The sequence below is a fragment of the Streptomyces sp. NPDC030296 genome (genome assembly GCF_055572815.1).
The window spans coordinates 529538-556378 of sequence record NZ_JBVICQ010000001.1 but is presented as its reverse complement, the minus strand read 5'-3'; the positions used below and the strand labels follow the sequence as shown (position 1 = coordinate 556378).

The following is a 26841-nucleotide window of genomic DNA, read 5'->3' as shown; positions in this document are numbered from 1 at the left end:
TGCAACCCTGTGTACGACTTGTGACCAGCCGACCGACCCGACCCGTTCACCGGAGAACCCATGCCGTCCAGTGCGAAGAGATCCAGCCGGCTGAACGACACCATGGCCGTATAAGTTGATATCCATAGCCTCGCGGGTGTTCTCGCGAATAAGCAGCGGAATGTCCTCCGTCGAATGGCGCCGGCCCCGCGTCCTGCTGTGGGCCGCGATGAGCGTGACGGCGCTGGGATTCTTCGTCGCACTGGAGATCGCCGCCCGCCACTACGGCCTGCCGGGACCGCTCACCAACCAGGCCCGAGAAGTCGTGTTCGCCCCCAAATCGGGGCCGTTGCTGTACGCCAGCATGGCGCTGACGATGGTGGTGCTCACCCGGCGGCAACGGCTGATCGCGGCCGCCGTCGCCGTGGGCATCGACCTCGTCTTCTTCCTGGTGCGGTGGGCCGTGGGCGCCGACATGATGTTCGGCAACGGCGCGCTGTGGGTGATCCTCGGTTGCGCCGTCATCGCCCTCACCCGCCGTACCGGCCGGGAGAGGACCCTGCTCCTCAAGGGGGTCGGGCTGGGGCTGCTGCTGGTGGCCGGCCGCAAGACCGGTGACACGTGGCTGCTCATCACCTCCAAGACCCAGCCGCTGGTGCTCGACCAGTACCTGGCCTCCGCCGACCACGCGCTCGGCAACCCGTCATGGGTGATGGGCCGGCTGGTCCGGGCCACCGGACCCGTCGGCACCCACCTCCTCGACTGGATCTACATCCAGCTCGCGGTGGCCGCCGTCGCCGTCGCCCTGTACCAGCTCCGCCATGTGGTGGCCGAACGCCGCTTCCCCCGCCACCACCTGGTGCGCACGTTCCTGGTGATCGGCCTCCTCGGCCCCGGCATCTACATGATCTTCCCGGTGGTGGGGCCGGTCTTCGCCTACGGAGGCGGCGCCATGGGAACCGGCGGCGCCCACTGGGCCGTGGCCGACCTGTGGCCGCACACGGCCCCGCCGATCGGCGTCCCGGAAGCCATGCCGTACGACGGGATCACCCCGCGCAACTGCATGCCCAGCCTGCACACCGCGTGGGCCACCGCGATCTTCCTCCACTCCCGCGGCGGCCCCCGCGCCCTGCGCTACGCGGGCACGTTCTGGCTGGTCGCCACGCTCTGCGCGACGCTCGGCTTCGGCTACCACTACGGCGTGGACCTCATCGCCGGTGTCGTGTTCACCCTCACCATCGAGGCCGCCCTGCGCACCTACGACCGGGGCTGGGACCGCTCGGGACTCCAACTGGTCGCCTACGGTTCGACCGTGTTCGTGGCGCTGCTGGTGTCGTACCGCTGGCTGCCGGAGGAGATGGCCAGGTACCCGTGGATCGCCGGGCCGATGCTGCTCACCGCCATGGGGTCCGTGATCTACGGCTACGCGCGCACCGCCGGCCGGTGGGAGCCGAAGGCCGCGCCGCTGCCCAGACCGGAACGACGGCTCGAACTGGTCTGAGCGGCGCGGCGGGACCACCTCAGCCCTTCAGCCGCTCACCCAACTCGTCGAGGTCGGACACGAACCACGTCTGACGGTTGCGGTTGCACTCACGGACGAAGTCCCGCAGGGCCGTACTCGCCGTCGTGTGGCGGGAGATGTCGCCGACGACGGCGAGGCCCACGCGGTACTGCACGAACTTCTGGACGATGTCGCCGGCGACCCGGGTCCGCAGCTCGAAGAACGCCTCGTCGAACCGCTCGGCCGGGACGACGACCCATGCGGCGCCGTGGTACCCGGCGTCGCCGATGAGATCCAGGACGTCGCTCTCGCGGGCGATCGGCTCGCCCTCGGGGGCGCACAGGAGCACGGGCACGTCGTGGATCGTCCGCAGGGTGATCGTCATGGACGTCGAGGCTACGTGCCGAGCGCGCCCCCGGGCCACGCGTTTCCCGGCGGAGGAACCCCGCCGCCCGTCCCTCCTGCTGCTCCCGGCCCTCCCGCTCGCCCTCGTGAACGCGTTCCTCGGCATGGAGGAGAGCTTCGCGGGCTGGAACCGCTGGGCCTATCTGCTGTTCTTCCTCACGGGGCACGCCCTGGCCGACGACCCGCGTGTCCGTGCCGCCCTGCGCCGCGCCGCCGTGCCGGTCGGCGTGCTCGGCGTCGCCCTGTTCGCCGCGACGGCCCCCGGCTTCGTCGCCGGCGACGAGGACCCCTTCACCTCCTGGGCGCCGCTCGCGCTGCTCACCCGGGCCCTGTTCGGGGCGGCGGGCTGGTGCTGGGTCCTGGCGATCCTGGGCCTGCTGGACCGGCGGCGCCCCTCCGCCGGGCCCGTCGAGGGCGCGCGCGGAGGCGGGCGGGGCGTATGGCCGTACCTCTCGCTCGCGGCGATGCCGCTCTACGTCCTGCACCAGCCGGTCGTGGTGGCCTTCGCCTACGGGGTGGTGGGCTGGAGCGCGCCGATCGCCGTCAAGTACGCGGCGATCGTGACCGGTTCACTCGTGGTGATCCTCGTGGCGTACGAGTACGGGGTGCGCAGGACGCGGGTGACGCGGTTCCTGCTCGGGATGCGCCGCCCTCCGCGGTAGTCCGGGCCTACGCGCTGTGGACGAGCTGGATCAGGTTGCCGCAGGTGTCGTCCAGGACGGCGGTGGTGACCGGGCCCATCTCCAGCGGCGGCTGGGTGAAGCGCACGCCGAGCGCGCTCAGGCGGTCGTACTCCGCGGGGACGTCGTCCACGGCGAAGGACGTGGCCGGGATGCCGTCCGCGACCAGAGCCGCCTTGTACGGCCGCACCGCCGGGTGGCCGGAGGGCTCCAGGAGCAGCTCGGTCCCCTCGGGCTCCTCCGGGGAGACCACGGTCAGCCACCGGTCCGTGCCGCCCATCGGGACGTCGTGCTTCTTCACGAAGCCCAGCACGTCCGTGTAGAAACGCAGGGCCTTCTCCTGGTCGTCGACGAAGACGCTGGTGATGTGGATCCTCATGGGGTGCTCTCCGGTGTGTTCGTTCAGGTCGTGGAACTTCTGACATGCTCCCCGCCCCGAAGGACGAGGATCCGGCCCCACAGGGTCCGGCTCCGCCGGAACGACACGCATGGCGTACCTCAGGACCGCCGGACGCCGGCCGATCGCCTTCCGGGAGAGCCCCGCCGTCCTCGGTGACAGGCCGCGCCCTCCGGCCCCGTTCCTCGGTGAGGTCGGGGTGGACGGGGGGCGCCTCGGGAGCGGACCAGAGCTGGACCAGGAGGCGTTCGCCGTGGTCGCCGATGCCGGGCTCGGGTTTCCACGACGCCCCGCCGCCCGCCGAGACCGACGGCGACTGGGAGCCGGCCGAGGAACTCAGCCTGCCCGCCGACCTCCCCGACGTGTGCCTCGCCACCCTCGAACAGGGCGACGCGATGGACGCCGGTCCCGGCCCGGCCCGCCCTCGACGCCTCCGACGGCTGGGTGCGTATGCGTCTGTACTGCCACACCGACGACCTGGACGGTGATCCGCAGGGGGCCGGTGTCGGTGGTGGTGTGGACGACCGCGCTGTTGGCTGTGGCAGGGCCGCAGCGCCGGCCGAAGGGCATCTCCGCCGGGTACGCGTAGTCGTCGGTGAAGCCGATGAGGCAGCCGTTCTCGCCGAGTTCGACGGTGAACGACGACGCACGGACCAGCAAGGGGCCTCCTGGAGCTTCCCTGACGCACGGTGCCCTCCCCGCCGCGCGCGGGGAGGGCACCCTGTCTGGCGGGGAGTGTAGGGCGACGTCGGCGGCCACGACGTCTACCCGCCGGGCAGCCGCTACGGCTACGGCGTCTCCTCCGTCCCCCTCAGCTGCGGCGGCGCCTACTGGGGCCACGGCGGTGACCTCCCCGGCAGCTCGGTCGCCGGAGGGCGGGCCACGGGCGGCCGGGGCACCGTGACCGTCTACACCACCACCTGGGCGGCGGCAGGCGACAGCCTCCGCCGTCTGCGGGGCGCGGTGGACGCGGCCCTCTGCACCGAGGACCGCTGTACGGGCGGACCCACCCGAACCTGGGCGGCTCCGGCGGGGCGGCCGGTCAGATGCCGAACGGTGCCGCGTAGCGCACGGTTCCGCTCGGCAAGGGGTGCGCGGGGTCGAGGGCGAGGGCCATCAGGGCCTCGTCGGGGACGTCGACGGTCAGGCGGATGCCGTGCAGGGAGGCGCGGCCGAAGCCGAACCGGGGGTAGTACTCCGGGTGGCCGAGGACGACGACGAAGCGTTCGCCCCTCGATGTGGCGGCCCGCAGCGCGGCCCGGACGGCCGCCGCCCCCGCCCCGGTCCGCTGACGGTCCGGCAGGACCGCCACCGGGGCCAGGCACAGCGCCGGAGTGCTGTCGACATGGCAGCGGGTCAGCAGCGCGTGGCCGACGACCGTGCCGTCCTCCCCGGCGACGACGATCGACAGGCCGTCGATCCAGCCGGCGTCGGCGCGCAGCGCCTCGACGAGGTCGGCCTCCTCGGGCCGCCCGAACGCCGCCAGATGCACGGCATGGACGGCGGGGATGTCCGCGTCGGTCTCGGCGCGCGTGGTCCACGACTGGGGCATGGCGGGTGAATGTCCGTTTCATCGGATTTCAGGGGGGTGTCGCCCTGGGACGTTAACACCGGCCGTGAACCCGTGCCGGAAATGACGAACTGGCGTACAACTTTCGGCCATCCTTGCGAGTCGAGTGGGGTGAACGTGCCACGAGTGCGTTCGCCGTCACTCAAGGGGGAAACCTTCATGACTCACCGGATGTCCCGGACGGGCCGGACGTCCCGCGGAACCCGTGTGCTGGCCACGGGCCTAGGGGTCGGTCTGCTCGTGCCGCTGACCGTCGCCCTCGCGCCGAACGCGGTCGCCGCACCGCCGCCGGTCACCTGCACCTCGGACAAGGCGGGGCTGGCCGAGAAACTCCAGAAGGACATCGCGGCGGCGGTGGCCAAGCGCAAGGGCACGATGGCCGTCGGGGTCTACGACCGGACCACCGACACCACCTGCACCCTGCGTGGCAGTTCCGCCTACGACTCGGCCAGCGTGGTGAAGGTGACCGTGCTCGCGGCGCTCCTGTGGGACGCCAAGAAGACCAACCGGTTCCTCACCGACCGCGAGACCAAGCTCGCCACCGCGATGATCACCAAGTCGGACAACGCCGCCACCAGCTCGCTGTGGAAGCAGCTCGGCATGACCAAGATCAAGGGCTTCCTGGCGGCCGCCAAGATGACCCAGACCAAGCCCGGCGCGAACAACTACTGGGGCCTGACCCAGATCACGGTCCGCGACGAGCAGCGGCTGCTCGCGCTCCTCGCCGAGAAGAACACCGTCCTCAGCGACAACGCCCGCGCCTACGTCCTGAAGCTGATGAACAAGGTCGTCTCCTCGCAGCGCTGGGGCACCCCGGCCGGGGCGCCGTCCTCGGTGAAGGTGCACGTCAAGAACGGCTGGCTGTCGCGGGCCACGCACGGCTGGCGGGTGCACTCCGTCGGCGTGTTCCAGGGCGGCGGCCGGGACTACCGGATCACCGTCCTCACCCACGGCAACCCCGACATGACGTACGGCGTGAACAGCATCCAGGCCGTCGCCAAGGTCATCCACAAGGACCTGGTGCCCGTGACGAGCGCGGCGAGCGCGCAGCGTTACGTGCCGACCAGCGACCCCCAGGAAGCGTTCCCGGCGGTGCCGCCGACCGGCTGATCCGACGTCCGGCCAACCGGCGGAGACCCGCCGGCCGTGCCCGCCCGCCCGCCGTCGACGTCCGACCAGCGTCGACGGCGAGCCGGGCGGGCGTCAGCCGCTCGTCAGGACGACGAGTCGCTGTGTCGCCCGGGTCATCGCCACGTAGTGGTCCACAGCTCCCTCGATGCCGGTGCCGAAGTCCTGAGGGTCGACGAGGACGACCAGGTCGAACTCCAGGCCCTTCGCCAGCTCGGGGGTCAGGGAGCGGACCCGTGGGGTCGCCCGGAACGAGGGATCGCCGATGACACAGGCGATCCCTTCGCCGTGTGCGGCGAGCCACTCCTCCAGGATCGCGTCCCGCCGCTCGACGGACCCGTGCAGGACGGGCACGCCGCCGCTGCGGATCGATGTAGGGACGTTGGCGTCCGGCAGCGCCGCCCGGATGACCGGCTCGGCCTCGGCCATGATCTCCGCCGGTGTCCGGTAGTTGATGCTCAGGGAGGCCAGTTCGACGCGGTCGAGACCGACCCGCTCCAGCCTCTCCCGCCACGACTCCGTGAACCCGTGCCGGGCCTGCGCCCGGTCACCGACGATCGTGAAGCTCCGCGACGGGCAGCGCAGCAGCAGCATCTGCCACTCCGCGTCGGTCAGTTCCTGCGCCTCGTCCACCACGATGTGCGCGAACGGGCCGGCGAGCAGATCCGGGTCGGCGGTGGGCACCTCGGACTCGTCGACCAGGCTCACCCGCGCGTCCGCGCCGCGCAGCATCACCACCAGGCCCTCCCCGTCGTCCCCGTCGGCGCCGGAGACGGCCGCCGCCTCGATCAGGTTGTCGACGACCTGCTCCATACGGACGCGCTGCGCGGCGAGCACGGCCTCCCGGCGGCGCCTGCGCCGGGCCGTCTCGGGGTCGCCGAGCCGCTGCCGGGCCGCGTCGAGGAGCGGCAGGTCGGACACCGTCCACGCCTTCGGGTCCGCCGCCCGCCGCAGCCTCCGTACGTCGTCGGGCCCGAGCCAGGGTGCGCACCTGCGCAGATAGGCGGGCACCGTCCACAGGTCCGCGACCAGGTCGGCCGCCTCGATCAGCGGCCACGCGTGGTCGAAGGCGGCCGGCAGGTCACGGTCCCGCGCCAGCGCCTTCCTCAGCAGGTCGGGCGAGATCCCGTCGTCGTGCTTGTCGTGCTTGTCCACCAGGAGCGTAAGGAGTTCGTCCCACACCTGCTCGCGGGCCTCGTTGTGCGGGGTGCCGGGCTCCGCCGCCGCGAACGCCTCGGCCCAGTCGTCGGGGCTCACCCACACGTCCGACCAGTCGGTCTCGACCAGCAGCCCCTCGGTGGGCGGCTCCTCGTAGAACCGGACGGCCTCCTCGATGGCCCGCACCATGCCGGCGGACGCCTTCAGCCGGGCCACCTCCGGGTCGGCCTCGGTCCCGGCGCCCTCGCCCTCGGCGACCAGGTCCCGCAACACGCAGATCTGCACCCCCTCCTCACCGAGGCTCGGCAGGACGTCGGCGACGTACGACAGGTACGGCCGGTGCGGGCCGACGAAGAGGATGCCGCCGCGGCGGTGGTCGACGCGGGGGTCGGCGTGCAGGAGGTAGGCCGAGCGGTGCAGGGCGACGACCGTCTTGCCGGTGCCGGGACCGCCGTCGACGACGAGGGCGCCCCGGGAGCCCGCGCGGATGACGGCGTCCTGGTCGGCCTGGATGGTGCCGAGGACGTCCCGCATCCGCTCCGACCGGTTGCCGGCGAGACCGGCGATGAACGCGGACTGGTCGTCGAGCGCGGCGTGCCCCTCGAACCCGTCCGGGGTGAACACCTCGTCCCAGTAGTCGCTGATCCGGCCGTCCGTCCAGCGGTACCTGCGGCGGCTCGCCAGCCCCATCGGGTGGGCGTGGGTCGCCCCGAAGAACGGCTCCGCAGCGGGGGACCGCCAGTCGACGAGCAGCCGGCGGCCCGCGCCGTCCGTGAGGCCGAGCCGTCCGACGTAGACGGGCTCGGCGCCGTCCGCGCCGACCATGCGGCCCAGGCACAGATCGAGTCCGAAGCGGCGCAGGGTGCGCAGCCGGGCGCTCAGCCGGTGGATCTCCGCGTCCCGGTCCATCGCCTGCCTGCCCGTGCCGCCCGGCGCCCTGCGCTCGGCGGCGAGACGGGCGGACACCTCGGCGATCGTCTGCTCCAGGCACTCCGCGACGGCCGCCAGATGCCGCTCGTCACCGGCGATCAGCGCCGGGTCGGCCTTGGCGGCGAGACGCTCGGGAAGGTCGAACGCGCTGGTGGACAGGGAATTCACGGTGACTGACTCCGATCTGGGGCGGACCCGGGGTGCGGCACGGGTGTGGGGGGACGGCTCACGCGGACTCGAAGGGCATGTCCGCGTCGTCCCCACGGGGATGGGAGACGGCTCACGCGGACCCGAGGGGCGTGTCCGCGTCGGTCCCGTCGGCCCCGTCGAGCAGCAGCCGCGCGGCCACCGTCGTGCCGTCGGTGCGGATGTCGGCGGCGACCGCCTCGGCCCGGCGGCCGGTCTCGGGGGCCAGTGCCACCTCCAGCGCCGCCGACAGGGACGCGTACGTCGGGACCGGGCCGTCGTGGGCCGCGCCGATGCCCAGGTCGGCCACGCGGCCCGCCCAGTACGGCTGGTCCACGACCTGGGGTACGACCACCTGGGGCGCCCCGGAGCGGGTGGCCGTCGCGGTGGTGCCCGCACCGCCGTGGTGCACGACGGCGGCCACGCGGGGGAACAGCGCCTGATGGCCGACCTCGCCGACGGCGAAGCAGTCGTCCCGGTCGTCGATCGGGCCGAGCCCGGCCCAGCCGCGTCCGACGAGCACCCGGCGGCCCCGGTCGCGGACCGCCTCGACGGCGACCCGGGCGACGTCCGGCGACCGCATGGCCATGCTGCCGAAGCCCACGTACACCGGGGGCTCACCCGCCGCGAGCCACGCCGACAGGTCCTCGGGCAGCGGCCGTTCGTCCGGCAGGAACCACGCGCCGGTCTGCACCACGTCGAGATGGGTCAGCCCCTCGCCCGGCCCGAGGACCGGGTCCGCCGCCAGCCACGGCCGGTCGGTGAAGACGTGGTCGCGGACGTTGTGCACCGGGGCGAGGCCGATCGTCGCCCGGTGAGCGTTGAGGGCCTCGCCGTACAGGGCGTTCACCCGCTGCGCGTCCAGGTCCCACAGCGCCCGGTTGTCGGTCATGTCCGGCGGGGCCGGCGGGCCGGGGCGGCCCGGAGGCGGGAAGTGGGGCGACGGCAGCCCCAGCGGATGGAAGCCGGCGTACACGTAGCGCAGGCCGTGCTGCTCGGCGACGGACCGGGCGCCGGCGGGCAGCAGTCCGGTCGCCACGAGCGCGTCGCACCCTTCGGCCGCCGCGCCGACCGTCTCGAAGTGCGCCGCGACCAGGGCGGCCGCCAGCCGGAACGCGTCCTCCTGCGTCGGCGGTTTCGCCCCCACCGCCAGCGCGCGCACCGACGGACCGAACGGCACATGCGGGACGCCGACCCTGGCCAGCAGCTCCGCGAACTCCTCGTCCGGGGGCGCGCACACCACCGCCTCGGCACCGAGTTCCCGCAGCCGCACCGCGAGTCCCGCCAGTGGCTCCACGTCCCCGCGCGATCCGTACGACATCAACAGCACACGCATGAAGTGCTCCCCGTTTTCCCGTCGACCACGGCTTCGGCCGGTGATTGTGCGGGACGGAGGGGGCCTTGCCGCAAGGCCCCCCATGCGCTATACGTTGAGAGTGGCAAGGAGTGCGTGACTCCTTGCCTTCGCTGTTTCCGGCGCTGTTTCCGGGGCCCGCGACGGACGGATCCGGCCGATTCACGGGGAGTCCACCTCGACGGCATCGAGCCGCCCTACGGTGACCGCCATGCGCCCGACACCCCCTTCGACGACCCGCCCGCGGACCGTACTGGCCGCCGCCACCGCCGGTCTCGCCGCGGCCGCCTGTCTCACCGCCGCCGGACCGGCGAACGCCCAGGCCGACAGGGCCTGTTCGCCCGCCGTGTCCCTCGCCAGCTACTCCGACGCCCTCGACAAGACGACGTACGGCGACGCCTTCGTCGGCAACTTCTCCGCCCTCGCCACCGACACCGACGGCTCCCTCCTCGCGCTCTCCGACCGCTCCGCCCTCTTCGCCCTCGACGCCCGCACCCTCAGGCCGAGAACCGTGGTGCCGCTGGCCACCGACACCGGGGCCGCGCTCGACGCCGAGGGCCTCGCCGTCGACCGGGACGGCACCCGCCTGGTCGCCTCGGAGACCGAGCCGTCCGTACGCCGGTACGACCGCGCGGGCCGGCCGCTGGGCGGGCTACCGGTGCCCGACATGCTGAGGGTCGCCCCCGCCGGGCGGGCCACCGCCAACCAGACCTTCGAGGGACTCACCCTCCTGCCCGGCGGACGCACCCTGCTCGCCTCCATGGAGGAGGCGCTCACCGGCGACACCACCGACGTCGTCCGCTTCCAGACCTGGCGGCGGCACGGCGGCGGCCGGGACTTCCGGCTGGGCGCCCAGTACGGTTACCGCGCCGACAGCGGCCTCGGCGTGGTGGAGGCCGCCGGGCTGCCCGGCGGGCGGCTGCTCGTCCTGGAGCGCGGCTTCACCGCGGGCGTCGGCAACACCGTCCGCCTGTACCTCGCCGACCCCCGCCGGGCCACCGACACCAGCGGCGTCGCCGTCCTCACCGGCGACGACGACGGCGTACGGCTCGTCCACAAGACCCTCCTCGCCGACCTCGTCAACTGCCCGAGCCTCGGCGCCACCGCGAAGCAGCCGCAGCCCAACCCGCTGCTCGACAACATCGAGGGCATGACGGTCACCGGACGCCACGCCGGCCGCCTGGACGTACTGCTCGTCAGCGACGACAACCAGAACGCCGTCCAGACGACCCGCTTCTACGCGCTGCGGGTCCGCCTGCCCTGAGTCGCCCGGCCGTTGCCGCTGTCCGTTTCCGGGCCCGTTGCCGGTCGAGGGGCCCCGCCGCACCTGTCGGTGGGGCCCCTCGGCCGTCGGGGGAGAGGCCGCGTGAACCGTTGGGGCACCCTCGTCCGATGAGGGGGTGTGAGCGACATGAAGCGGGGGAGTCCGGGCGACGCCGAGCTGATGCGGGCCGTCGCGGACGGCGACCGTCGCGCCTTCGAGGAGCTGTACCGCCACTACGCGCCGTGGCTCGGCCTGCGGCTGCGCGGGCGGTGCGCCGATCCGGTGCTGGTCGACGACGTGGTCCAGGAGACGTTCCTCGACGTGTGGCGGGGAGCGGCCCGCTACCACCGGGAGGGCGACGTGGCGGGCTGGCTGTGGCGGATCGGGTCACGCCGGCTGGTGGACGCGCTGCGCGGCGACGGCGCCCGCGGCCGGCTCCGCCAGGCGCTGGCCCGGCTGCGCCACCGTGACGAGGCGTCCGCCGAGGAACAGGTGCTGGCCCGGGTCCGCCACGGCGACCTGGCGGGCTCGCTCGCCGCGCTCTCGCCGGAACTGCGGGCGGTGCTCCAGGCCACGGTCATCGACGGACTGACGACCCGTGAGGCGGCCGTCCTGCTCGGCATACCGCCCGGCACGGTCAAGACCCGGGCCATGCGCGCCCGGAAGCAACTGCGGGAGGGCCTGGCATGAGCTGGCACACGGACGACGCGGACCTGCGGGAGTACGCCGCCGGAGCGCTGGCGCCACCCCGGCTGTGGTCCGTCGAGACCCATCTCGCCGCCTGTGCCGACTGCCGCACGGCCCTCGGGTCCCATGTGCCGGCCGCCGCCACCGACTTGGGCTGGGCGCGGCTGGACGCCGAACTCGACGCCCCGCGGCCGGGCCCCGTCGAGTCGCTGCTGATCCGGTTCGGGGTCGCCGACCACACCGCGCGGCTGCTCGCGGCGACCCCGCTGCTGCGCGGCTCCTGGCTCGGCGCCGTGGTGCTCACCCTGGCCCTCGCGGTCTGCGTGGCGCTCGCCGCGTCCCCGCTGATGCTGCTGGCCACGGCGCCGCTGCTGCCGCTGGCGGGGGTGGCCGTGTCCTTCGGCCCCGGCCTCGACCCGACGTACGAGACGGCCGTCGTCGCGCCGATGCACACCTTCCGGCTGCTGATGGTGCGGACCGTCGCCGTGCTCGCCACGACGACGGCCCTGAGCGCCCTGGCGAGCCTGGCGCTGCCGTCGCTCGGTGTCGCGGCGCTCGGTTGGCTGCTGCCGGCCCTCGCGCTCACCTCGACCGGTGTCGCCCTGACGGCCCGGCTGGGGCCTGTCCTCGCGCCCGCGCTGGTCGGCGGCGCCTGGGCCGCCCTGGTGGCGCTGAGCCGCCTGCTGGCCTCCGGCACACCGCTGCCCTTCACCGCCGAGGGCCAGGGAGGGGCGGCGGCGGTCGCCGTGGTGGCGACGGTGCTGCTGGTGGCGGCACGCGACCGCTTCGACAGCGGGGCCCTGCCCGGCCCGTCCCTCCGGTCCTCGCGAACCCTTCGATCCGCAGCCAGGAGGCTGTCATGACACGACCCACGGTCTCGGCCGCCGGCCTGACCCTGAGCTACCGCGGCACCAGGGCCGTCGACGAGGTGACGCTGCGCCTCACCGAGGGCGTCACGGGCCTGCTCGGGCCGAACGGCGCGGGCAAGACGACGCTGCTGCGGATCCTCGCCACGGCGACCGTGCCGGACAACGGCGCGTTCACCGTGCTCGGCCACGACCCGAGCACCGTCTCCGGCCGGCAGGACGCCCGCCGGGTCCTCGGCTATCTGCCGCAGAACCCCGGCTTCCACCCGGACTTCACCGCCTTCGAGTTCGTCGACTACGTGGCGATCCTGAAAGAGCTGACGGACCGGCGGACCCGGCACGCCGAGGCCCGCCGGGTCCTCGACGCGGTCGGGCTCGCGGACGTGCGCGGAAAGCGGATCCGGAAGCTCTCCGGCGGCATGAAGCAGCGTGTGGCGCTGGCCGCCGCCCTGGTCGGCGACCCCGGCTTCCTCGTCCTGGACGAGCCCACGGTCGGCCTGGACCCGGAGCAGCGGATGCGGTTCAGGGAGCTGATCGCGGAGGCCGGCGAGGGCCGTACGGTGCTGCTGTCCACCCACCAGACGGAGGACGTGGCGATGCTGTGCCACCGGGTGGTGGTCATGGACCAGGGGCGGGTGCGGTTCGACGGCACCCCGGCCGAGCTGACGGCGGTGGCCGACGGCCGGGTGTGGCGCAGCACGGAACGGCAGCCGGGCGCCCGTGCCGGTTGGCGCACCGGCACCGGCGAGTTCCGCAACGTCGGCGACCCGCCCGAGGGCGCCCGGCTGGTCGAGCCGACGCTGGAGGACGGCTATCTGCTGACCCTCGGCGGCGACCCGGTGACGGAGGTGGCGGTATGACGGCCCTCACCCGGACCCCGGTCACCGCGCCCGCGCCGCCGTCGGCACGGGACGGCCTGCGGGCGGTGCTCGCGCTGGCCCGCGTGGAGGCGCGGCGTCTGCTGCTGCACCCCCTGGTGCTGGTCTCGCTGGCGGGGTACCTGGCGCTGCTGCTGTGGCCGGGCGGCGAACCCGAGGACGCCTACCCGGTGCTCCAGGACGTCGACCGGGAGACCCAGTTCGGCCAGCTGCTGCTGGGGCTCGCGGTGATGATCGCCGCGAACCTGGGGGTGCTGCGCTCCCACCGACGGGGCACCGACGGCTCCTTCGCGGTGCTGGTGGTGCAGCCGTGGCGGCGGACCTGCGCGCACGTCCTGTCGGTGCTGCCGACGGTGCTCGTCGGGGCGCTGATCGTGGCCGGGCAGTTCACGGCCGAGGCGCTGAAACCCGGGGCGGTCGGCCACGGCTCGGTGTTCGAACTGGTGACCGGGCCGCTGTTGATCCTGCTGCTCGCCGTCCTGGGCGTCCTGCTGGGCCGGCTGATCCGGTCGTCGTTCGTGGCCCCGCTGGCGGCGGTCGCCGTCATCGCCGCCGCCTTCGTCTTCGTGGCCGACTCCAGTAGCCCCGCCTGGCTTCGGGGCCTGGCGCCCGTCCTCTTCGACGAGGGCGCCCGGCCGCTGCCGTCCGGCCTGCTGGGGCGGCCCGCGGGGTGGCACGCCCTGTACCTGCTGGCGCTGGCGGTGCTGGCGGCGGCGGGCGCGGTCCGGGCGAGCGGCGGCCGGACCAGGGCTGTACGGGCCACCGCGCTCACGGCACTCGGAGCGCTCGTGGCCGCCGTCGTACTCCAGGGCACGGCACCCTCGGACGCGATGCGCGAGGCACGCGAGGTGGCGACCCGCCACCCGGCCGAGGTGCAGGACTGCGAGCGGCGCGGGCCGACGACGTACTGCGCCTTTCCCGAGTTCACGCCCTGGATCGACGAGTGGGCCCGGGTCACGGACCGGGTGCGGTCCCTCGCTGGGGGTGCAGGCACCAAAAGGGCCCTGACCGTACGACAGAAGGTCGACGCCCTCGGCGGGCCGTCGGGTGTCCGGGAGCTCTCGCCCGCCGCACCCGGCGAGTTGACGGCGAGCACGGCCTGGGGCGGGGAACGGGAACTGGAGTTCGCGGCGAGTGTCGCCCGGGGTCTGGTCGTCGGGCACGAGCGGTACGGAGGGGCGTACTGCGACGCGCGGGGCGTGCTGATGGTGTGGCTGGCGATCCGCGCGACCCGCGACGGCGAGGCCCTGTTCGTCGAGACCGGGAACGCCTACAACAGCCCCGGCGTGATCCAGGCGCCGGCCACCGCGATCGCCCTGCGGGACCGCGAACTCACCGTCGTCGAGCGGCTGCTGGACCTGCCGCGGGAGCGGGTGGGACGCGCGGTGCGGGCGCACTGGGCGGAGCTGTCCGCCGCCGGGACGACCACCGACCGCGCGGCCGCCCTGCTGGGCGTCACCGCCCCGGCCGAGACGGCCGCCGACCGGGAGTGGATGTGCGCGTGAGGCGGTGGGCGGCGGTGGTGGCGGCCCTGACGCGGCCCACGGTGCGGTCCCTGCCGTGGCGGCTGCTCGCGGGCGGCTGGGCGCTGGGGATGGTCGTCGCCGCCGTACCGGCCCTGTTCTCGCTGGACCTCCCGGCGGCGGTCCTGGCCGATGTGGTGCGGGCGACGGCCCTGTGCGGGGCCGTCGGCACGGCGTTCGCGCTGGACGACCCGGCCCGGCACACCACCGGGGCCGTTCCCGTGCCGCGCCCGCTGCGGCAGACGCTGCGGGTGGCGGTCGTCGGGCTCGCGGGCGCGGTCTGGTGGGCGGCGGTCCTCGGCGTCGTACGGGCGGGCGCCGACGCCGGGCCCTGGGCCGCGCTGCCCGCCGGGGCCCTCACGATCGAGGCCGCGGCGCTGTCCGGGCTGGCGCTGGCGCTCGCCGGGGCGGCGGTCCGGTTCAGCGCGGTCCGGCTGCCCGGCCCGGCGGTCGCCGCCGCGCTGCCGGCGCTCCCGGTCGCGGCGACCGTGTTCCTCCCGGACGAACACGCGCTGTTCGTGCCCCCCGGCGACCCGCGCTGGGCGGACGCCCACACGCTGTGGGCCGGGATCCTGGCGGCCACGCTCGCCGTGTGGGCGGCGTGCGGCCCGGAACCGCGCCGCCGGGCGCGCGGAGTGCCGGGGCGCGGCGGCGGCGTGCCGAGGCGGGGCGGCGGCCACTGAGCCCGGAGCGGGGACCCGCGGGGCCCGCCGGTGGGGGAGCCGGTGGGCCTCAGGACGGGCGGTCGCAGTCGCAGGCGCTCGACGCGGCGTCGTCCAGAAGACCGCTCTTCGCGGTCAGATAGGCCAGCTGGGCACGGCTGTTGCTGCCCAGCAGGTCACCGACCTTCTTCAGATGGCTGGCGACGGTCCGGGTGCTGATGCCGAGTCGGCTCGCGATGGCCGCGCGCCCCGCATCGGGCCGGGCCGACCACATGTCCCGATCGGGTCCGCGCGGGCAAGGCTTACGCCTCCCGCAGGAACCGCGCCTACCTGCGACGCAGGGGAATCCGCTGCACCATCCCGGACACGGTTGATCAGACATCCAGCCGTCAGAAGCCCGGCTCCCGCTGTGGTCGGCCGCCGCATGCCGACCCAGTGGTTTTGACCCTCGATCGTCACTCGGTGGGATCCACGTTCCACGTCTCCGGCAGATCGTTGCCGCAGAAGACGCAGACGAAGTCGTCCTCGCGCACGATGTTGCGTTCCTGGCAGCCCAGGCACCGTCGGAACACCACCTCGTGGGTGAAGCCGGAGGGCCGCCCGAGACCTATGTCGTCCAGTGCACGGGCAACTTCCGACCAAGAGGTGACGTCCGGGCAGTACCCGGTGGACTGGTTGCTGACCTCGCTCACGGCCCACCGGTCTGTCTCGCGCACGAAGCTGATCTCGCCGGCACTCAGAACCATGTCTCCACCGGCACAGGCAACGTGCTCGCTTTGCCGCGGCGCCAGCCGGAGCACACCGTCCATGTCCACCACGAAGGTGAACGGTTCGGCCAGCTCCGCCACCGATCGCTTAGCGATCCAAGCGTCGAATTCAGCCGCCGAGCTGATCGGGCACCCGCCGCTGTCAGGCCGAACCGCAGCCTTCAGCTCGACCGGTCCGACATATCGGTAACTCTGCCCCCGCTCACTCACGTCAGCCAACGTAGAGCACTTCCGACACACGCGCTGGCCAGTGGCCCACGGCCCGGTCCAGGGCGTCGCGGTTGATCCTCGGCAGCAGTCGGTGAACCGAGCGGATCACGCGGGTCGGGCACCTCGGTCAGTCGTTCCAGCGCGGCCCACCTGTGCGGACACAGCACTGACGCTGATCCGCGCGGACTCCGGTGCGGCGGCAGCCACGAGTTCGTCGCCTGGCTCGCCCTCGCGCCGGGCGGACGGGAGGTGCCCGCCTTCGGCTTCTTCTCCGGGACGGCGGAGCCCGTGGGTCGCTCGGGCCGGGTCAGGTGCTCCGTCGCTCAGGCGTCAGTGTTGATCACTCGGGGATCGGGAGCGCGCGGAGACCCACCCGGCCCAGACGGCATCCCAGGCGCCCGTGTATCCGCACGTCACAGGGGCTGGGATGGTTCCACCCCGCTCGATCGGCCGTCGGCTGTTGCGTCCGGCCGGTGTGACCGCTGATGCTCTTGGTGCCGCACCGACGAGGCCCGGACCGACCGACCGGCCTCGTCGCGGTATCGACGTCCACGGACTCATCCACAGGGGGAACACCCATGTCCATGCGCATCCGAACGAGCGCTCTCACCGCACTCGCCGTCACCGCCCTCGCGGCGGGTACGGTCCTCACGGCGCCGGCCGCGGGCGCCGCGACGAAGGCCGCCGCGCCCAAGTTCCTGTCGGCCTCCCAGCTGCCGCCGCACCCGACGTCGTCCTGGACCGCCGGGCCGGTCACCGAGGGATTCCCGGAGGCGCTCGGCCTCTGCGTGAGCACGGAGGGCGTGCCGTCCTACGACTACCGGCACCGGGAGTTCCGGACCGACCTGGACACCAGCGCCGTCCAGCTGACCGTCGTGACCGGCACGGCCGCCCAGGCCAAGGCCCTGGCGAAGCACTACGACGACCTGATCCGCACCTGCGCCGACCGCCTCGAGCAGTCCTCGCCCGACATCGACGCCGAGGGCCGGGACTACGGGACGCTGGCGGTCGAGGAGGGCGCCCACGTCCGCGGCCTGAACACCGAGACGTCCGGCGGCGCCAACGACATCGCCCTGCTGTCCGTCGGACGGGACGGCCGGACCGTCACCGTCGTCAAGTGGGGCCAGCTGGGCGACTTCACGAACGCGCCCGTGGCCGCCTTCAAGAAGACCACGATCACGGCCGTCAACAAGCTGTACTGACCGGGCGGCCGTCAGAGGGCCGAGGCCCGGTTTCGCCCCCGCCCTGCCGCCGACGGTAAGCGGGTCACATGTGAAGACCCCGTCCTCAGCCTTTCCGCTGTGGACGGGGTCTCCGGGCACCTCATGGCCCGACCACGGCCGCAGCCGGTCAGGTCCAGTCGGTGCAGGAGTTGAGCTTTCGACTGCCTTCGAAGCGCGCCACCTCGACCCCGGTCTCAGCAATGCCGCCCTCGGCCTGGGCGGTGGTGCTGAGCGTGAGGGTGTCACCCTTGCCCGAGGTGAGGGAGTGCCACGGCCACGTGAAGACTTGCTGGCTGCCGACAGGCTTGTGGAGGAAGCGGATTCGTACGTGGTGATCGTCAGCGGCCGTGTCCGTGACGGACAGAGCGACCTTGAACTCCGCGTAGGGCCAGTGGTCCCCAGAGGGCCGCTTCGTGCCCATGGTGCCTCGTGCCCCGGTCGTCGAGCAGCTGGCGGTGCCACCCGCAACTGGGGGCTGGAAGGCGGAGGAGACGGACTTCGTGTCCGGGCCGGCGCTCTGCGGAGTGGCCGACGCCTGGCCGGTGAGCGTGATCGTGGCCATGACCGCTGCGGCGCAGACGGCGGCTGTGCGCGTGCTCATATCGTTCCCCCTCTTGGTTCCGGTGGCCCCGTATTTCCGTCGGACGGGTCCCCCGTTGATCGACACCGATGGTTGCTCAGGTGCTTGAGGATCTACAAGCATTTTGTCGAATGGATGATCGATATTGGTCAGCCTTCTCGCTGTGAGTGGGGAGTCCAAATACCCCGTAGGTGGGCATAAGATCTCCCTCTCCCTCGGTGCCATCGTGTTATTTCCGAGCAAATCACCCCTGTGGGGGTAGGCTCGATCGCCGCTCCGGGCGACTCGATCCGGTGCTCGCCTTCGAAGGGATCTTGTGAGCGCCTCCTAGCTCGTGCTCGTCCCCGCCCCGGCGCCGGGCGCCGATTGTTGCGCCGGGATGAAATCCGCAGTTCCCCGCGTTGGTGTGTTCCGGATACCTCCGGGGCGACCCCGGACGACGACGAGGAGGGCACCGCGTGGCCGCGCGACAGGGGGAGGACCGGATGGGGGAGCCGGCGACGGAACCGGAGGCGGAGCGGGCGGAGAGGGCGCCCGGGTGGGCGCGTCGGCTCGCCGCGTACGCCTGGCGGTACCCCAAGGACGTCGTCCTCGCCCTCGGCTCCTCCCTCGCCGGCATGGCCGTGATGGCCGTCGTCCCCCTGATCACCAAGGTGATCATCGACGACGTCATCGGGGACAGGACCCGCGCCATGATGCCCTGGGCCGGTGCCCTCGTCGGAGCCGCCGTCCTCGTCTACGTCTTCACCTACATCCGCCGCTACTACGGCGGCCGCCTCGCCCTCGACGTGCAGCACGACCTCCGCACGGAGATGTTCGGCACGATCACCCGGCTCGACGGGCGCCGTCAGGACGAGCTGTCCACGGGGCAGGTCGTCGGCCGTGCCACCAGCGACCTCCAGCTCATCCAGGGCCTGCTCTTCATGCTGCCGATGACCATCGGCAACCTCCTGCTGTTCCTGATCTCCCTCGTCGTCATGGCGTGGCTGTCCATCCCGCTCACCCTGGTCGCGCTGGCCGTCGCCCCCGCCCTGTGGTGGATCGCCGTCCGAAGCCGCGCCCGGCTGCACCCCGCCACCTGGTACGCGCAGGCCCAGGCCGCCGCCGTCGCGGGCGTCGTCGACGGCGCCGTCAGCGGCGTACGCGTGGTGAAGGGATTCGGGCAGGAGGAACAGGAGACCGGGAAGCTGCGCGACGTGGGCCGGCGGCTGTTCGCCGGGCGGCTGCGCACCATCCGGTTCAACTCCAGGTACACCCCCGCCCTCCAGGCCGTCCCCGCGCTCGGCCAGGTCGCCATGCTGGCGCTCGGCGGCTGGCTCGCCGTGCGCGGGCACATCACGCTCGGCACCTTCGTCGCCTTCTCGACGTACCTCGCCCAGCTGGTCGGCCCCGTCCGGATGCTCGCCATGGTCCTCACCGTCGGCCAGCAGGCCCGCGCCGGCACCGAGCGGGTGCTGGAGCTGATCGACACCGAGCCGACGCTGACCGACGGCACGAAGACGCTGCCCGCCGACGCGCCCGCGACAGTCGAGTTCGACGACGTGTCGTTCGGCTACGAGGACGGCCGCCCCGTGCTGGACGGGCTGAGCTTCGAGATCCGGCCCGGCGAGACCCTTGCCGTCGTCGGCTCCTCCGGTTCCGGCAAGTCCACCGTCTCGCTGCTGCTGCCCCGCTTCTACGACGTGAGCCGCGGCGCCGTCCTCATCGGCGGCCACGACGTCCGCGAGCTGACCCTCGACTCGCTGCGCGCCGCGATCGGCCTGGTCCCCGAGGACTCCTTCCTCTTCTCCGACACCGTCCGCAACAACATCGCCTACGGCCGCCCCGACGCCACCGACGAGCAGATCGAGGCCGCCGCCCGCGCCGCCCAGGCGGACCGTTTCATCGCCGAGCTGCCCGAGGGCTACGCCACCAAGGTCGGCGAACACGGCCTGACCCTCTCCGGCGGCCAGCGCCAGCGCATCGCCCTGGCCCGCGCCATCCTGACCGACCCCCGGCTGCTGGTCCTCGACGACGCGACCTCCGCCGTGGACGCCCGCGTCGAGCACGAGATCCACGAAGCCCTCACCCACGTCATGGAGGGCCGCACCACCCTCCTCATCGCCCACCGCCGCTCCACCCTCGGCCTCGCCGACCGTATCGCCGTCCTCGACCGGGGCCGCCTCGCCGACATCGGCACCCACGAGGAGCTGGAGCGCCGCTCCGCCCTGTACCGGCGGCTGCTCACCGACCCCGACGAGCTGGGCGGCGTCTCACCCGGCCACCTCCCGCAGGCCCCCGCCGCCGAGGACGCCGTGCGCGACTCGATGGGGGCCGCGATAAGGGACGAGCTGGACGCCGAGTTCGACGCCGAACGCGGCATCACGCCCCGGCTGTGGACCGGCGACCGGGAGCCCCGGGACGCCGCCTTCGCCGGCACCCCCGCCACCCCCGAGCTCCTCGCCCAGGTCGAGGCGCTGCCCCCGGCGCGGGACACCCCGGACATCGACGAGGCCCGCGCGGTCGCCCCGGAGCGCTCCTACGGCCTGAGGCTGCTGCTGCGCGGCTTCGGGCTGCCGCTGCTGCTGAGCCTGGCCCTGGTCGCCGTCGACGCCGGCATGGGGCTGCTGCTGCCGGTCCTGATCCGGCACGGCATCGACGAGGGCGTCTCCCAGGCGGTCCTCGGCGGGGTCTGGGCCGCGTCCCTGCTGGCCCTGCTCTCGGTCCTCGTCCAGTGGGCGGCCCAGGTCGGGGAGATCCGGATGACCGGCCGTACCGGCGAACGCGTCCTGTACTCCCTCCGGCTGAAGATCTTCGCCCAGCTCCAGCGGCTCGGACTCGACTACTACGAGCGGGAGCTGACCGGCCGGATCATGACCCGGATGACGACCGACGTGGACGCTTTGTCGACGTTCCTCCAGACCGGCCTGGTCACCGCGTTCGTCTCCGTCGTCACCTTCTTCGGCATCATGGTCGCCCTGATCGTGATCGACGTGCAGCTCGCCCTGGTCGTGTTCGCGACGCTCCCGCCGCTGATCTTCTGCACGTTCTTCTTCCGCCGGGCGAGCGTGAAGGCGTACGAACTCGCCCGTGAGCGGATCTCCGTCGTCAACGCCGACCTCCAGGAGTCGGTGGCCGGACTGCGGATCGTGCAGGCGTTCCGGCGCGAGCGTGCCGGCGGCGAGCGCTTCGCCGCAGGCAGCGCCGGCTACCGCGAGGCCCGGGTGCGCGGCCAGTGGCTGATCTCCGTGTACTTCCCGTTCGTGCAGCTGCTGTCGTCGGTCGCGGCCGCGGCGGTGCTCGTCGTGGGCGGCCAGCGGGTCGACGCCGGCACCCTGACCACCGGCGCCCTGGTGGCGTACCTGCTCTACATCGACCTGTTCTTCGCCCCGGTCCAGCAGCTCTCCCAGGTCTTCGACGGCTACCAGCAGGCCACCGTCTCCCTGGGCCGCATCCAGGAACTGCTCCAGGAGCCGACGTCCACGAAGTCCGCCGACGAACCCCTGGAGGTGCTGTCGCTGCGCGGCGACATCGCCTTCGAGGGCGTGGACTTCCAGTACGGGGGCTCCGACGGCGAGGAGGCGGCCCTCAGCGGCATCACCCTGCGGATCCCGGCCGGGCAGACCGTCGCCTTCGTCGGCGAGACCGGCGCCGGCAAGTCCACCCTCGTCAAGCTGGTCGCCCGCTTCTACGACCCCACCGGCGGCCGGGTCACCGTCGACGGCACCGATCTGCGCGCCCTCGACATCGCCTCGTACCGGCACCGGCTGGGCGTCGTCCCGCAGGAGGCGTACCTCTTCCAGGGCACCGTCAGGGACGCCATCGCCTACGGCCGCCCCGACGCCACCGACGCCGAGGTGGAGGCCGCCGCGCGGGCCGTCGGCGCCCACGACATGATCGCCACCCTCGACGGCGGCTACCTCCACGAGGTCGCCGAACGCGGCCGCAACCTCTCCGCGGGCCAGCGCCAGCTGATCGCCCTGGCGCGGGCCGAGCTGGTGAACCCGGACATCCTGCTGCTGGACGAGGCGACGGCGGCCCTCGACCTGGCCACCGAGGCCCAGGTCAACCAGGCCACCGACCGTCTCGCCGGCCGCCGCACCACCCTCGTCGTCGCCCACCGCCTCACCACCGCCGCCCGCGCCGACCGCGTCGTCGTCATGGACCACGGCCGGGTCGCCGAGGACGGCACCCACGACGAACTCCTCGCCCTCGACGGACAGTACGCGCGCCTGTGGCGGACCTTCGTGGGCGAGCCGGCGATGAAGGCGTAGGCGTTCGCCGCCGGTATTTCCCTCCCGATTTCCCTCCCGTCGCGCAACCGTTCGGCACCTGTCGTGCGTCCGAATATCAGTACGCTTCTGCGGTGGGAGGGACAGTCGGTGAGCAGGGGTGCGAAGGGCGCGATCCGTCGGCCGCTGGCGCTCGCGCTGGCCGTCCTGACCATGGCCGGGCTGCTGGCCCTGGCCGGCCCCGCGGGCAGTGCGACGGCGGCCTCGTCCTGCGTCGGCCGCAAGGTGCGGACCCTGACCTTCGACGCCGGGACCGTGCACGTCTACCGCAAGGGCAGCCGGTACGTGTGCGCCGTGCTCGTGCCCGGCAAGCAGGTCATGGGCAAGGGCGGAGGGAAGGCCCGCAAGGGCACCATCCGCATCCGGGCGTGGGCGGGGCAGTGGGTGCGGAACAAGCAGCACCCGGCGGGCCCGGTCACCGTGCACGCGGGCCGGCGCCCCGTGTGCGTGCAGGCGCGGGTCGGCTCCGTGCGCTACACCTCGGGCTGGATCCTGCGCTGACCACCCGCCCCCGCCCCCGCCACCGAGACCGGGGCCAGGGCCGGTGCCGGGCGCACAGGGTTTTCCCTATCTCCGCCATCTGTGCCTGAAAGCAGTCCAGTTGGCCCCTTTCTTCCCTGGTGCCCCGGCGGTCGCTCCGATAGCTTCCGGCGCACAGCCGTTCCATAGGGGAGAGAACGCATGCGCAAAGCGCTCAGGTGGGTGCTGTCGCTCGTGGTGCTCATAGGCACTCTGAGCACGGCGGGCGCGGCCACCGCCGCACAGCCGGACACCACCGACATCAAGGACCGACTGCTCGCGATACCGGGTGTGAGCCTCATCGAGGAGAAGCCGTACCCGGGCTACCGCTTCTTCGTCCTCAACTTCACGCAGCCGGTCGACCACCGCCACCCGGGCAAGGGCACCTTCCAGCAGCGGATCACCGTCCTGCACAAGGACACCAGCCGCCCGACGGTGTTCTACACCGGCGGCTACAACGTCTCCACGACCCCGAGTCGCCGCGAGCCCACGCAGATCGTGGACGGCAACCAGGTCTCCATGGAGTACCGCTTCTTCACGCCGTCCCGTCCGGCCCCGGCCGACTGGACCAAGCTGGACATCTGGCAGGCCGCCAGCGACCAGCACCGCATCTTCAAGGCGTTCAAGAAGATCTACGACAAGAAGTGGATCTCCACGGGCGGCTCCAAGGGCGGCATGACCGCCACGTACTACGAGCGCTTCTACCCGAAGGACATGGACGGCGTCGTCGCCTACGTCGCCCCCAACGACGTGGTGAACAAGGAGGACTCGGCGTACGACCGGTTCTTCGCCAAGGTCGGTACCAGGGAGTGCCGCGACCGGCTGAACGCGGTGCAGCGCGAGGCGCTGGTGCGCCGCGAGCCGCTGGAGAAGAAGTACGCGGAGTTCGCCGCCGCCGAGAACCTCACCTTCCACACCATCGGCAGCCTCGACAAGGCGTACGAGGCCGTCGTCCTCGACTACGTGTGGGGCTTCTGGCAGTACAGCCTGCTCGCCGACTGCGACAGCGACACCATCCCGAAGAACGCCAAGGCCGCCACGGACGACGAGATCTGGAACTCGATCGACGCGATCTCCGGCTTCTCCGCCTACGCCGACCAGGGCCTGGAGACGTACACGCCGTACTACTACCAGGCGGGCACGCAGCTCGGCGCGCCGACCATCAAGTTCCCGCACATCGAGAAGAAGTACATCCGCTACGGCTACCAGCCGCCGCGGAACTTCGTCCCGCGGGACATCAAGATGAAGTTCCAGCCGCACGCCATGCGTGACGTCGACACCTGGGTCCGCAACAACGCCCGCCACATGCTCTTCGTGTACGGCGAGAACGACCCGTGGGGCGCCGAGCCGTTCCACCTCGGCAAGAAGGCCCGTGACTCGTACGTCTTCACGGCCCCCGGCGCCAACCACGGCGCCCGGGTCGCCGGCCTCGTCGAGTCGGAGAAGGACCTCGCCACGGCCCGCATCCTGAAGTGGGCGGGCGTCGCCCCGGCCGCGGTCCAGCAGGACGCGAGCAAGGCGAAGCCGCTCGCGAAGTTCGACGGCAAGCTCGACAAGCGCGACGTCGAGCGCGAGATGACGCTGCGTCCGTAACACCACGCACGACAGAGCCCCGGTGCCGCCCGACGGCGACACCGGGGCTCACCCGTGTCCGGGGTCCGGTGCCCCGGAGGGCTCAGGTGGCCTCGGTGTCCAGGGCCACCCAGCCGGCCTTCGTCGAGGGCGCGTAGAGAATGCCGCCGGCGACGAGGGGTTCGGTGTCGAGGCCGGTGTCGAAGCCGCTGTGGTCGTCGGTGAACGGCAGGCTGTGGCGGTAGCGCAGCTTGCCCGTGCGCGCGTCGAAGGCGGCGACTCCTCGGGTGTTGGCCACGTAGACACGGTCGCCGGCCTGCACGGGGGGAATGTCGGACTGCCCCAGGCTGGGCACCGTCGTGCGCCACAGTTCCTTCCGCCTTGCCACGTCGACGGCGACCAATTCACCGCCGGTGGTGGTCGGTGACACGAACAGCACGCGGCCCGGAGTCACCGAGAGCTCGGGCGCGCCCTTCTGGCCACCGCCCAGGGCGGCGGAGAGTTCCGTGCGCACACCCTTGGCGTCCTTCACCAGCTCCTGCCGCAGGAGGACCCTGCTCATGGGCGCCTCCTTCTCGTTCAACAGCGCGCAGTACAGCCGGAGGGTGCCATCCTCCTTCAGCACCGCCTCGGTGCCGGCGACGCACGTTCCGGACAGCTTGAACGCCGAGACCTTCTTTCCGGTCCCCGGGTCGACGACCGTGACGTAGTCGTCGCCGAAGCCGAGTTTCTTGATCGTGGTGAAGACGTAGAGCCGGCCGTCTATGATCCGCAGCGGGGGATAGCCCACGTTCTGGGTCGGGAAGGTGAAGGGCGCGACGTAGGTCCACGCCTTCCGGCCCGTACGGGCGTCGACGGAGTACACGATGCCGCTCTCGTCGGTCGCGTAGACCCGTTCACCGTCGCCTATGAGGTTTTCGGTGAGCGACACCGTCGCGTAGCGCCACTTGACGTCGCCATCGGCGAGACCGAGGCCCACGAGGCGGTCACCCGCGTCGACCACCACCGTGTCGCCCACGACAACCGGGCTGTTCTGGCTTCCGTACGCCATCGCCTTGTCGGTCCGCCACACCTCCTTGCCGGTCGCCGCGTCGATCCGTACCGTCCGGTCGCCGACGCACACCAGGGACGCCTCCGCGTACACGCAGTCGCTGTTCTGGAGGTTGTACTGCCAAGCCCGCCAGCCGTCCGGGCGGCGTTCGGGGCTGTCGTGGTACGTGAACGAGAAGCCACCCGAGCCGGACTTCGAGGCTAGATACGTCGCGGAGCCCGCCGGCTGGGTCGTCACCGTGCGTGCCCGGGTCCTCGGATGCGAACCCGTATCCTCCCCGCCCCCGCGGAACCCGTACACCAGCCCGCCCGCGATCGTGCTCACCGCCACGACCGCCGCCGCCACGGTCAGTGCCCGGCGGCGGCGCCCGCGCCGGGGCGGGGGTGTGGGGACGCGGCCCAGGTCCGTCGTCACGGATCCCATGTCCGTGGCGTCCGAGGCGGTGTCCGCGTCCGCCCCGGAGTCGGACGCGGTGTCCCCGCGTGCGCCCGTGGCTGTGTCGGTCGCCGCGTCCGCGTCCGCGTCCGCGTCGGGGGCCGGGCTCGCGTCCGCGTCGGGTGCCGGGCTCGCGGCCGACGGGGTCGCGGGCCCCTCCAAGGTGCCCGGGTAGGTGCCGGCCAGCAGGGAGAGCAGCTCCGCCGCGTCGGGGCGGTCGTCCGGCTCCTTGGCCAGGCAGCGCTCCACCGTCGGCCGCAGCCAGCCCGGCAGGGCGTCCAGCTTCGGCGGCTCGTGCACCAGTTGGTACACCAGCGTGTACACGTCCGTCGCGTCGAACGGCACCCGCCCGCTCGCCGCGTACGTCAGCATCGAGCCCAGCGAGAAGATGTCGCTGCGCGGCCCGACGTCCTTCTGGGCGCGTATCTGCTCCGGCGACATGAACGGCGGGGTGCCGATCGTGACGCCGGTCCCGGTGAGCCCGGGGGCCGTGAGCACGGCGTCGTCGGCCGCGCGCACGATGCCGAAGTCGATGACCCGGGGCCCGTCGTCGGCCAGCAGCACATTGCCGGGCTTGAGGTCCCGGTGCACGATCCCGACGCGGTGGATGTCCCGCAGCGCCTCCGCGAGCCCGGTCGCGAGACGGTACAGCTCCTCGTCGGTGAGGGCGGGCCCCTTGGTGACACGCTCGTCGAGCGGCTGCCCCGGCACGAAGAGGGTAGCCATCCAGGGCGGGTCGGCGTCCGGGTCGGCGTCCACGACGGGCGCGGTGAAGGCCCCGCTGACCTGCCGGGCGGCGGTCACCTCACGTCGGAAACGGCCGCGGAAGTCGGGCTGGTGGGCGAGGTTGCCGCGGATCACCTTCACGGCGACCTGGCGGCCCGAGGGTGACGTACCGAGGTAGACGTGGCCCATGCCGCCGGAGCCGAGGTGGGAGTCGATGCGGTAGCCGGGGATGTCCGGCAGCTCCTCGTTGCCCGGAGCGCCCTGGGCTTCCTGGGCCATCGTCCCCCCACCGTCGTCGTACGGACCCTAAGCGGATGAT

At 72.8% G+C, this 26841-nt stretch carries 23 protein-coding genes and 1 pseudogene; 14 read left to right on the top strand and 10 right to left on the bottom strand.

Annotation, left to right across the window (positions count from 1 at the left end):
- The first annotated feature begins 160 nt into the window (after positions 1 to 160).
- A complete protein-coding gene (locus ACZ4Z3_RS02340) occupies positions 161 to 1480 on the top strand; it encodes a phosphatase PAP2 family protein (protein WP_468499267.1) in 1320 nt (439 codons plus the stop codon).
- 19 nt (positions 1481 to 1499) lie between these two features.
- Here the strand turns inward: ACZ4Z3_RS02340 and ACZ4Z3_RS02335 are convergent, their stop codons facing one another.
- Positions 1500 to 1865 carry a DUF4180 domain-containing protein gene (locus ACZ4Z3_RS02335; RefSeq protein ID WP_468499266.1) on the bottom strand — a complete coding sequence of 122 codons (366 nt, stop codon included), beginning with the start codon at positions 1863 to 1865 and terminating at the stop codon, positions 1500 to 1502.
- On the opposite strand from ACZ4Z3_RS02335, the gene ACZ4Z3_RS02330 reads away from it, so the two are divergent.
- Positions 1864 to 2547 (top strand): acyltransferase family protein, encoded by a 684-nt coding sequence (locus ACZ4Z3_RS02330; protein ID WP_468499265.1) that lies wholly within the window; start codon positions 1864 to 1866, stop codon positions 2545 to 2547. The two genes, ACZ4Z3_RS02335 and ACZ4Z3_RS02330, sit on opposite strands and share 2 nt — an antisense overlap.
- Positions 2548 to 2554: 7 nt before the next feature.
- Here ACZ4Z3_RS02330 and ACZ4Z3_RS02325 read toward each other — a convergent pair whose 3' ends face one another.
- Positions 2555 to 2944: a VOC family protein gene (locus tag ACZ4Z3_RS02325; protein WP_468499264.1), complete on the bottom strand. Its 390-nt coding sequence runs from the start codon at positions 2942 to 2944 to the stop codon at positions 2555 to 2557.
- A gap of 354 nt (positions 2945 to 3298) precedes the next feature.
- A complete protein-coding gene (locus ACZ4Z3_RS02320) occupies positions 3299 to 3622 on the bottom strand; it encodes a hypothetical protein (RefSeq protein WP_468499263.1) in 324 nt (107 codons plus the stop codon).
- A gap of 84 nt (positions 3623 to 3706) precedes the next feature.
- Between ACZ4Z3_RS02320 and ACZ4Z3_RS02315 the strand changes: the two are divergent.
- Positions 3707 to 3955 (top strand): annotated as a pseudogene (locus ACZ4Z3_RS02315) (serine hydrolase domain-containing protein); the annotation flags it as partial.
- Positions 3956 to 4004: 49 nt separating this feature from the next.
- Here ACZ4Z3_RS02315 and ACZ4Z3_RS02310 read toward each other — a convergent pair.
- The gene (locus tag ACZ4Z3_RS02310; protein ID WP_468499262.1) at positions 4005 to 4514 is read right to left on the bottom strand and encodes a GNAT family N-acetyltransferase; all 510 of its coding nucleotides are present in this window, start codon (positions 4512 to 4514) and stop codon (positions 4005 to 4007) included.
- A 177-nt stretch (positions 4515 to 4691) separates the two neighbouring features.
- Between ACZ4Z3_RS02310 and ACZ4Z3_RS02305 the strand changes: the two genes are divergently transcribed.
- The gene (locus ACZ4Z3_RS02305; protein ID WP_468499261.1) at positions 4692 to 5642 is read left to right on the top strand and encodes a serine hydrolase; all 951 of its coding nucleotides are present in this window, start codon (positions 4692 to 4694) and stop codon (positions 5640 to 5642) included.
- A 93-nt stretch (positions 5643 to 5735) separates the two neighbouring features.
- Here the strand turns inward: ACZ4Z3_RS02305 and helR are convergent, their stop codons facing one another.
- Positions 5736 to 7916: an RNA polymerase recycling motor ATPase HelR gene (gene helR, locus ACZ4Z3_RS02300; protein WP_468499260.1), complete on the bottom strand. Its 2181-nt coding sequence runs from the start codon at positions 7914 to 7916 to the stop codon at positions 5736 to 5738.
- Positions 7917 to 8028: 112 nt separating this feature from the next.
- The gene (locus ACZ4Z3_RS02295) at positions 8029 to 9270 is read right to left on the bottom strand and encodes a glycosyltransferase (RefSeq protein ID WP_468499259.1); all 1242 of its coding nucleotides are present in this window, start codon (positions 9268 to 9270) and stop codon (positions 8029 to 8031) included.
- 229 nt (positions 9271 to 9499) lie between these two features.
- Here ACZ4Z3_RS02295 and ACZ4Z3_RS02290 point away from each other — a divergent pair, with 229 nt between their 5' ends.
- The 6 genes from ACZ4Z3_RS02290 (at position 9500) to ACZ4Z3_RS02265 (ending at position 15189) form a co-directional block, all read left to right on the top strand.
- Entirely contained in the window at positions 9500 to 10552 is a 1053-nt protein-coding gene (locus ACZ4Z3_RS02290) for an esterase-like activity of phytase family protein (RefSeq protein WP_468499258.1), read from the top strand.
- Between the two features lie 147 nt (positions 10553 to 10699).
- A complete protein-coding gene (locus tag ACZ4Z3_RS02285; protein WP_468499526.1) occupies positions 10700 to 11242 on the top strand; it encodes an RNA polymerase sigma factor in 543 nt (180 codons plus the stop codon).
- Positions 11239 to 12102 (top strand): zf-HC2 domain-containing protein, encoded by an 864-nt coding sequence (locus tag ACZ4Z3_RS02280; protein WP_468499257.1) that lies wholly within the window; start codon positions 11239 to 11241, stop codon positions 12100 to 12102. Before ACZ4Z3_RS02285 ends, ACZ4Z3_RS02280 begins: the two co-directional genes overlap by 4 nt.
- Positions 12099 to 12965 (top strand): ABC transporter ATP-binding protein, encoded by an 867-nt coding sequence (locus tag ACZ4Z3_RS02275; RefSeq protein ID WP_468499256.1) that lies wholly within the window; start codon positions 12099 to 12101, stop codon positions 12963 to 12965. Before ACZ4Z3_RS02280 ends, ACZ4Z3_RS02275 begins: the two co-directional genes overlap by 4 nt.
- Positions 12962 to 14488, top strand: coding sequence for an ABC transporter permease (locus tag ACZ4Z3_RS02270; RefSeq protein ID WP_468499255.1), 1527 nt, complete (start codon positions 12962 to 12964; stop codon positions 14486 to 14488). The genes ACZ4Z3_RS02275 and ACZ4Z3_RS02270 overlap by 4 nt, the downstream gene beginning before the upstream one ends.
- Positions 14485 to 15189 (top strand): ABC transporter, encoded by a 705-nt coding sequence (locus ACZ4Z3_RS02265; protein WP_468499254.1) that lies wholly within the window; start codon positions 14485 to 14487, stop codon positions 15187 to 15189. The genes ACZ4Z3_RS02270 and ACZ4Z3_RS02265 overlap by 4 nt, the downstream gene beginning before the upstream one ends.
- A 49-nt stretch (positions 15190 to 15238) precedes the next feature.
- Here the strand turns inward: ACZ4Z3_RS02265 and ACZ4Z3_RS02260 are convergent, their stop codons facing one another.
- Both ACZ4Z3_RS02260 and ACZ4Z3_RS02255 read right to left on the bottom strand, forming a co-directional pair.
- Positions 15239 to 15442, bottom strand: coding sequence for a LuxR C-terminal-related transcriptional regulator (locus ACZ4Z3_RS02260; RefSeq protein ID WP_468499253.1), 204 nt, complete (start codon positions 15440 to 15442; stop codon positions 15239 to 15241).
- A 181-nt stretch (positions 15443 to 15623) separates the two neighbouring features.
- The gene (locus ACZ4Z3_RS02255; RefSeq protein ID WP_468499252.1) at positions 15624 to 16145 is read right to left on the bottom strand and encodes a hypothetical protein; all 522 of its coding nucleotides are present in this window, start codon (positions 16143 to 16145) and stop codon (positions 15624 to 15626) included.
- A gap of 578 nt (positions 16146 to 16723) precedes the next feature.
- Here ACZ4Z3_RS02255 and ACZ4Z3_RS02250 point away from each other — a divergent pair.
- Entirely contained in the window at positions 16724 to 17347 is a 624-nt protein-coding gene (locus tag ACZ4Z3_RS02250) for a hypothetical protein (protein WP_468499251.1), read from the top strand.
- A gap of 148 nt (positions 17348 to 17495) precedes the next feature.
- On the opposite strand, the gene ACZ4Z3_RS02245 is transcribed toward ACZ4Z3_RS02250, so the two are convergent.
- Positions 17496 to 17969 carry a hypothetical protein gene (locus ACZ4Z3_RS02245; RefSeq protein WP_468499250.1) on the bottom strand — a complete coding sequence of 158 codons (474 nt, stop codon included), beginning with the start codon at positions 17967 to 17969 and terminating at the stop codon, positions 17496 to 17498.
- 464 nt (positions 17970 to 18433) lie between these two features.
- Here ACZ4Z3_RS02245 and ACZ4Z3_RS02240 point away from each other — a divergent pair, with 464 nt between their 5' ends.
- The 3 genes from ACZ4Z3_RS02240 (at position 18434) to ACZ4Z3_RS02230 (ending at position 24331) form a co-directional block, all read left to right on the top strand.
- Positions 18434 to 22201 (top strand): ABC transporter ATP-binding protein, encoded by a 3768-nt coding sequence (locus ACZ4Z3_RS02240; protein ID WP_468499525.1) that lies wholly within the window; start codon positions 18434 to 18436, stop codon positions 22199 to 22201.
- Positions 22202 to 22372: 171 nt separating this feature from the next.
- Complete coding sequence (locus tag ACZ4Z3_RS02235; protein ID WP_468499524.1) at positions 22373 to 22720, top strand: hypothetical protein; 348 nt, start codon at positions 22373 to 22375, stop codon at positions 22718 to 22720.
- Positions 22721 to 22900: 180 nt separating this feature from the next.
- Positions 22901 to 24331 carry a S28 family serine protease gene (locus ACZ4Z3_RS02230; RefSeq protein ID WP_468499249.1) on the top strand — a complete coding sequence of 477 codons (1431 nt, stop codon included), beginning with the start codon at positions 22901 to 22903 and terminating at the stop codon, positions 24329 to 24331.
- An 82-nt stretch (positions 24332 to 24413) separates the two neighbouring features.
- On the opposite strand, the gene ACZ4Z3_RS02225 is transcribed toward ACZ4Z3_RS02230, so the two are convergent.
- Positions 24414 to 26801, bottom strand: a complete 2388-nt coding sequence (locus tag ACZ4Z3_RS02225) for a protein kinase domain-containing protein (RefSeq protein WP_468499248.1) — start codon at positions 26799 to 26801, stop codon at positions 24414 to 24416.
- Between the last annotated feature and the right edge of the window lie 40 nt (positions 26802 to 26841).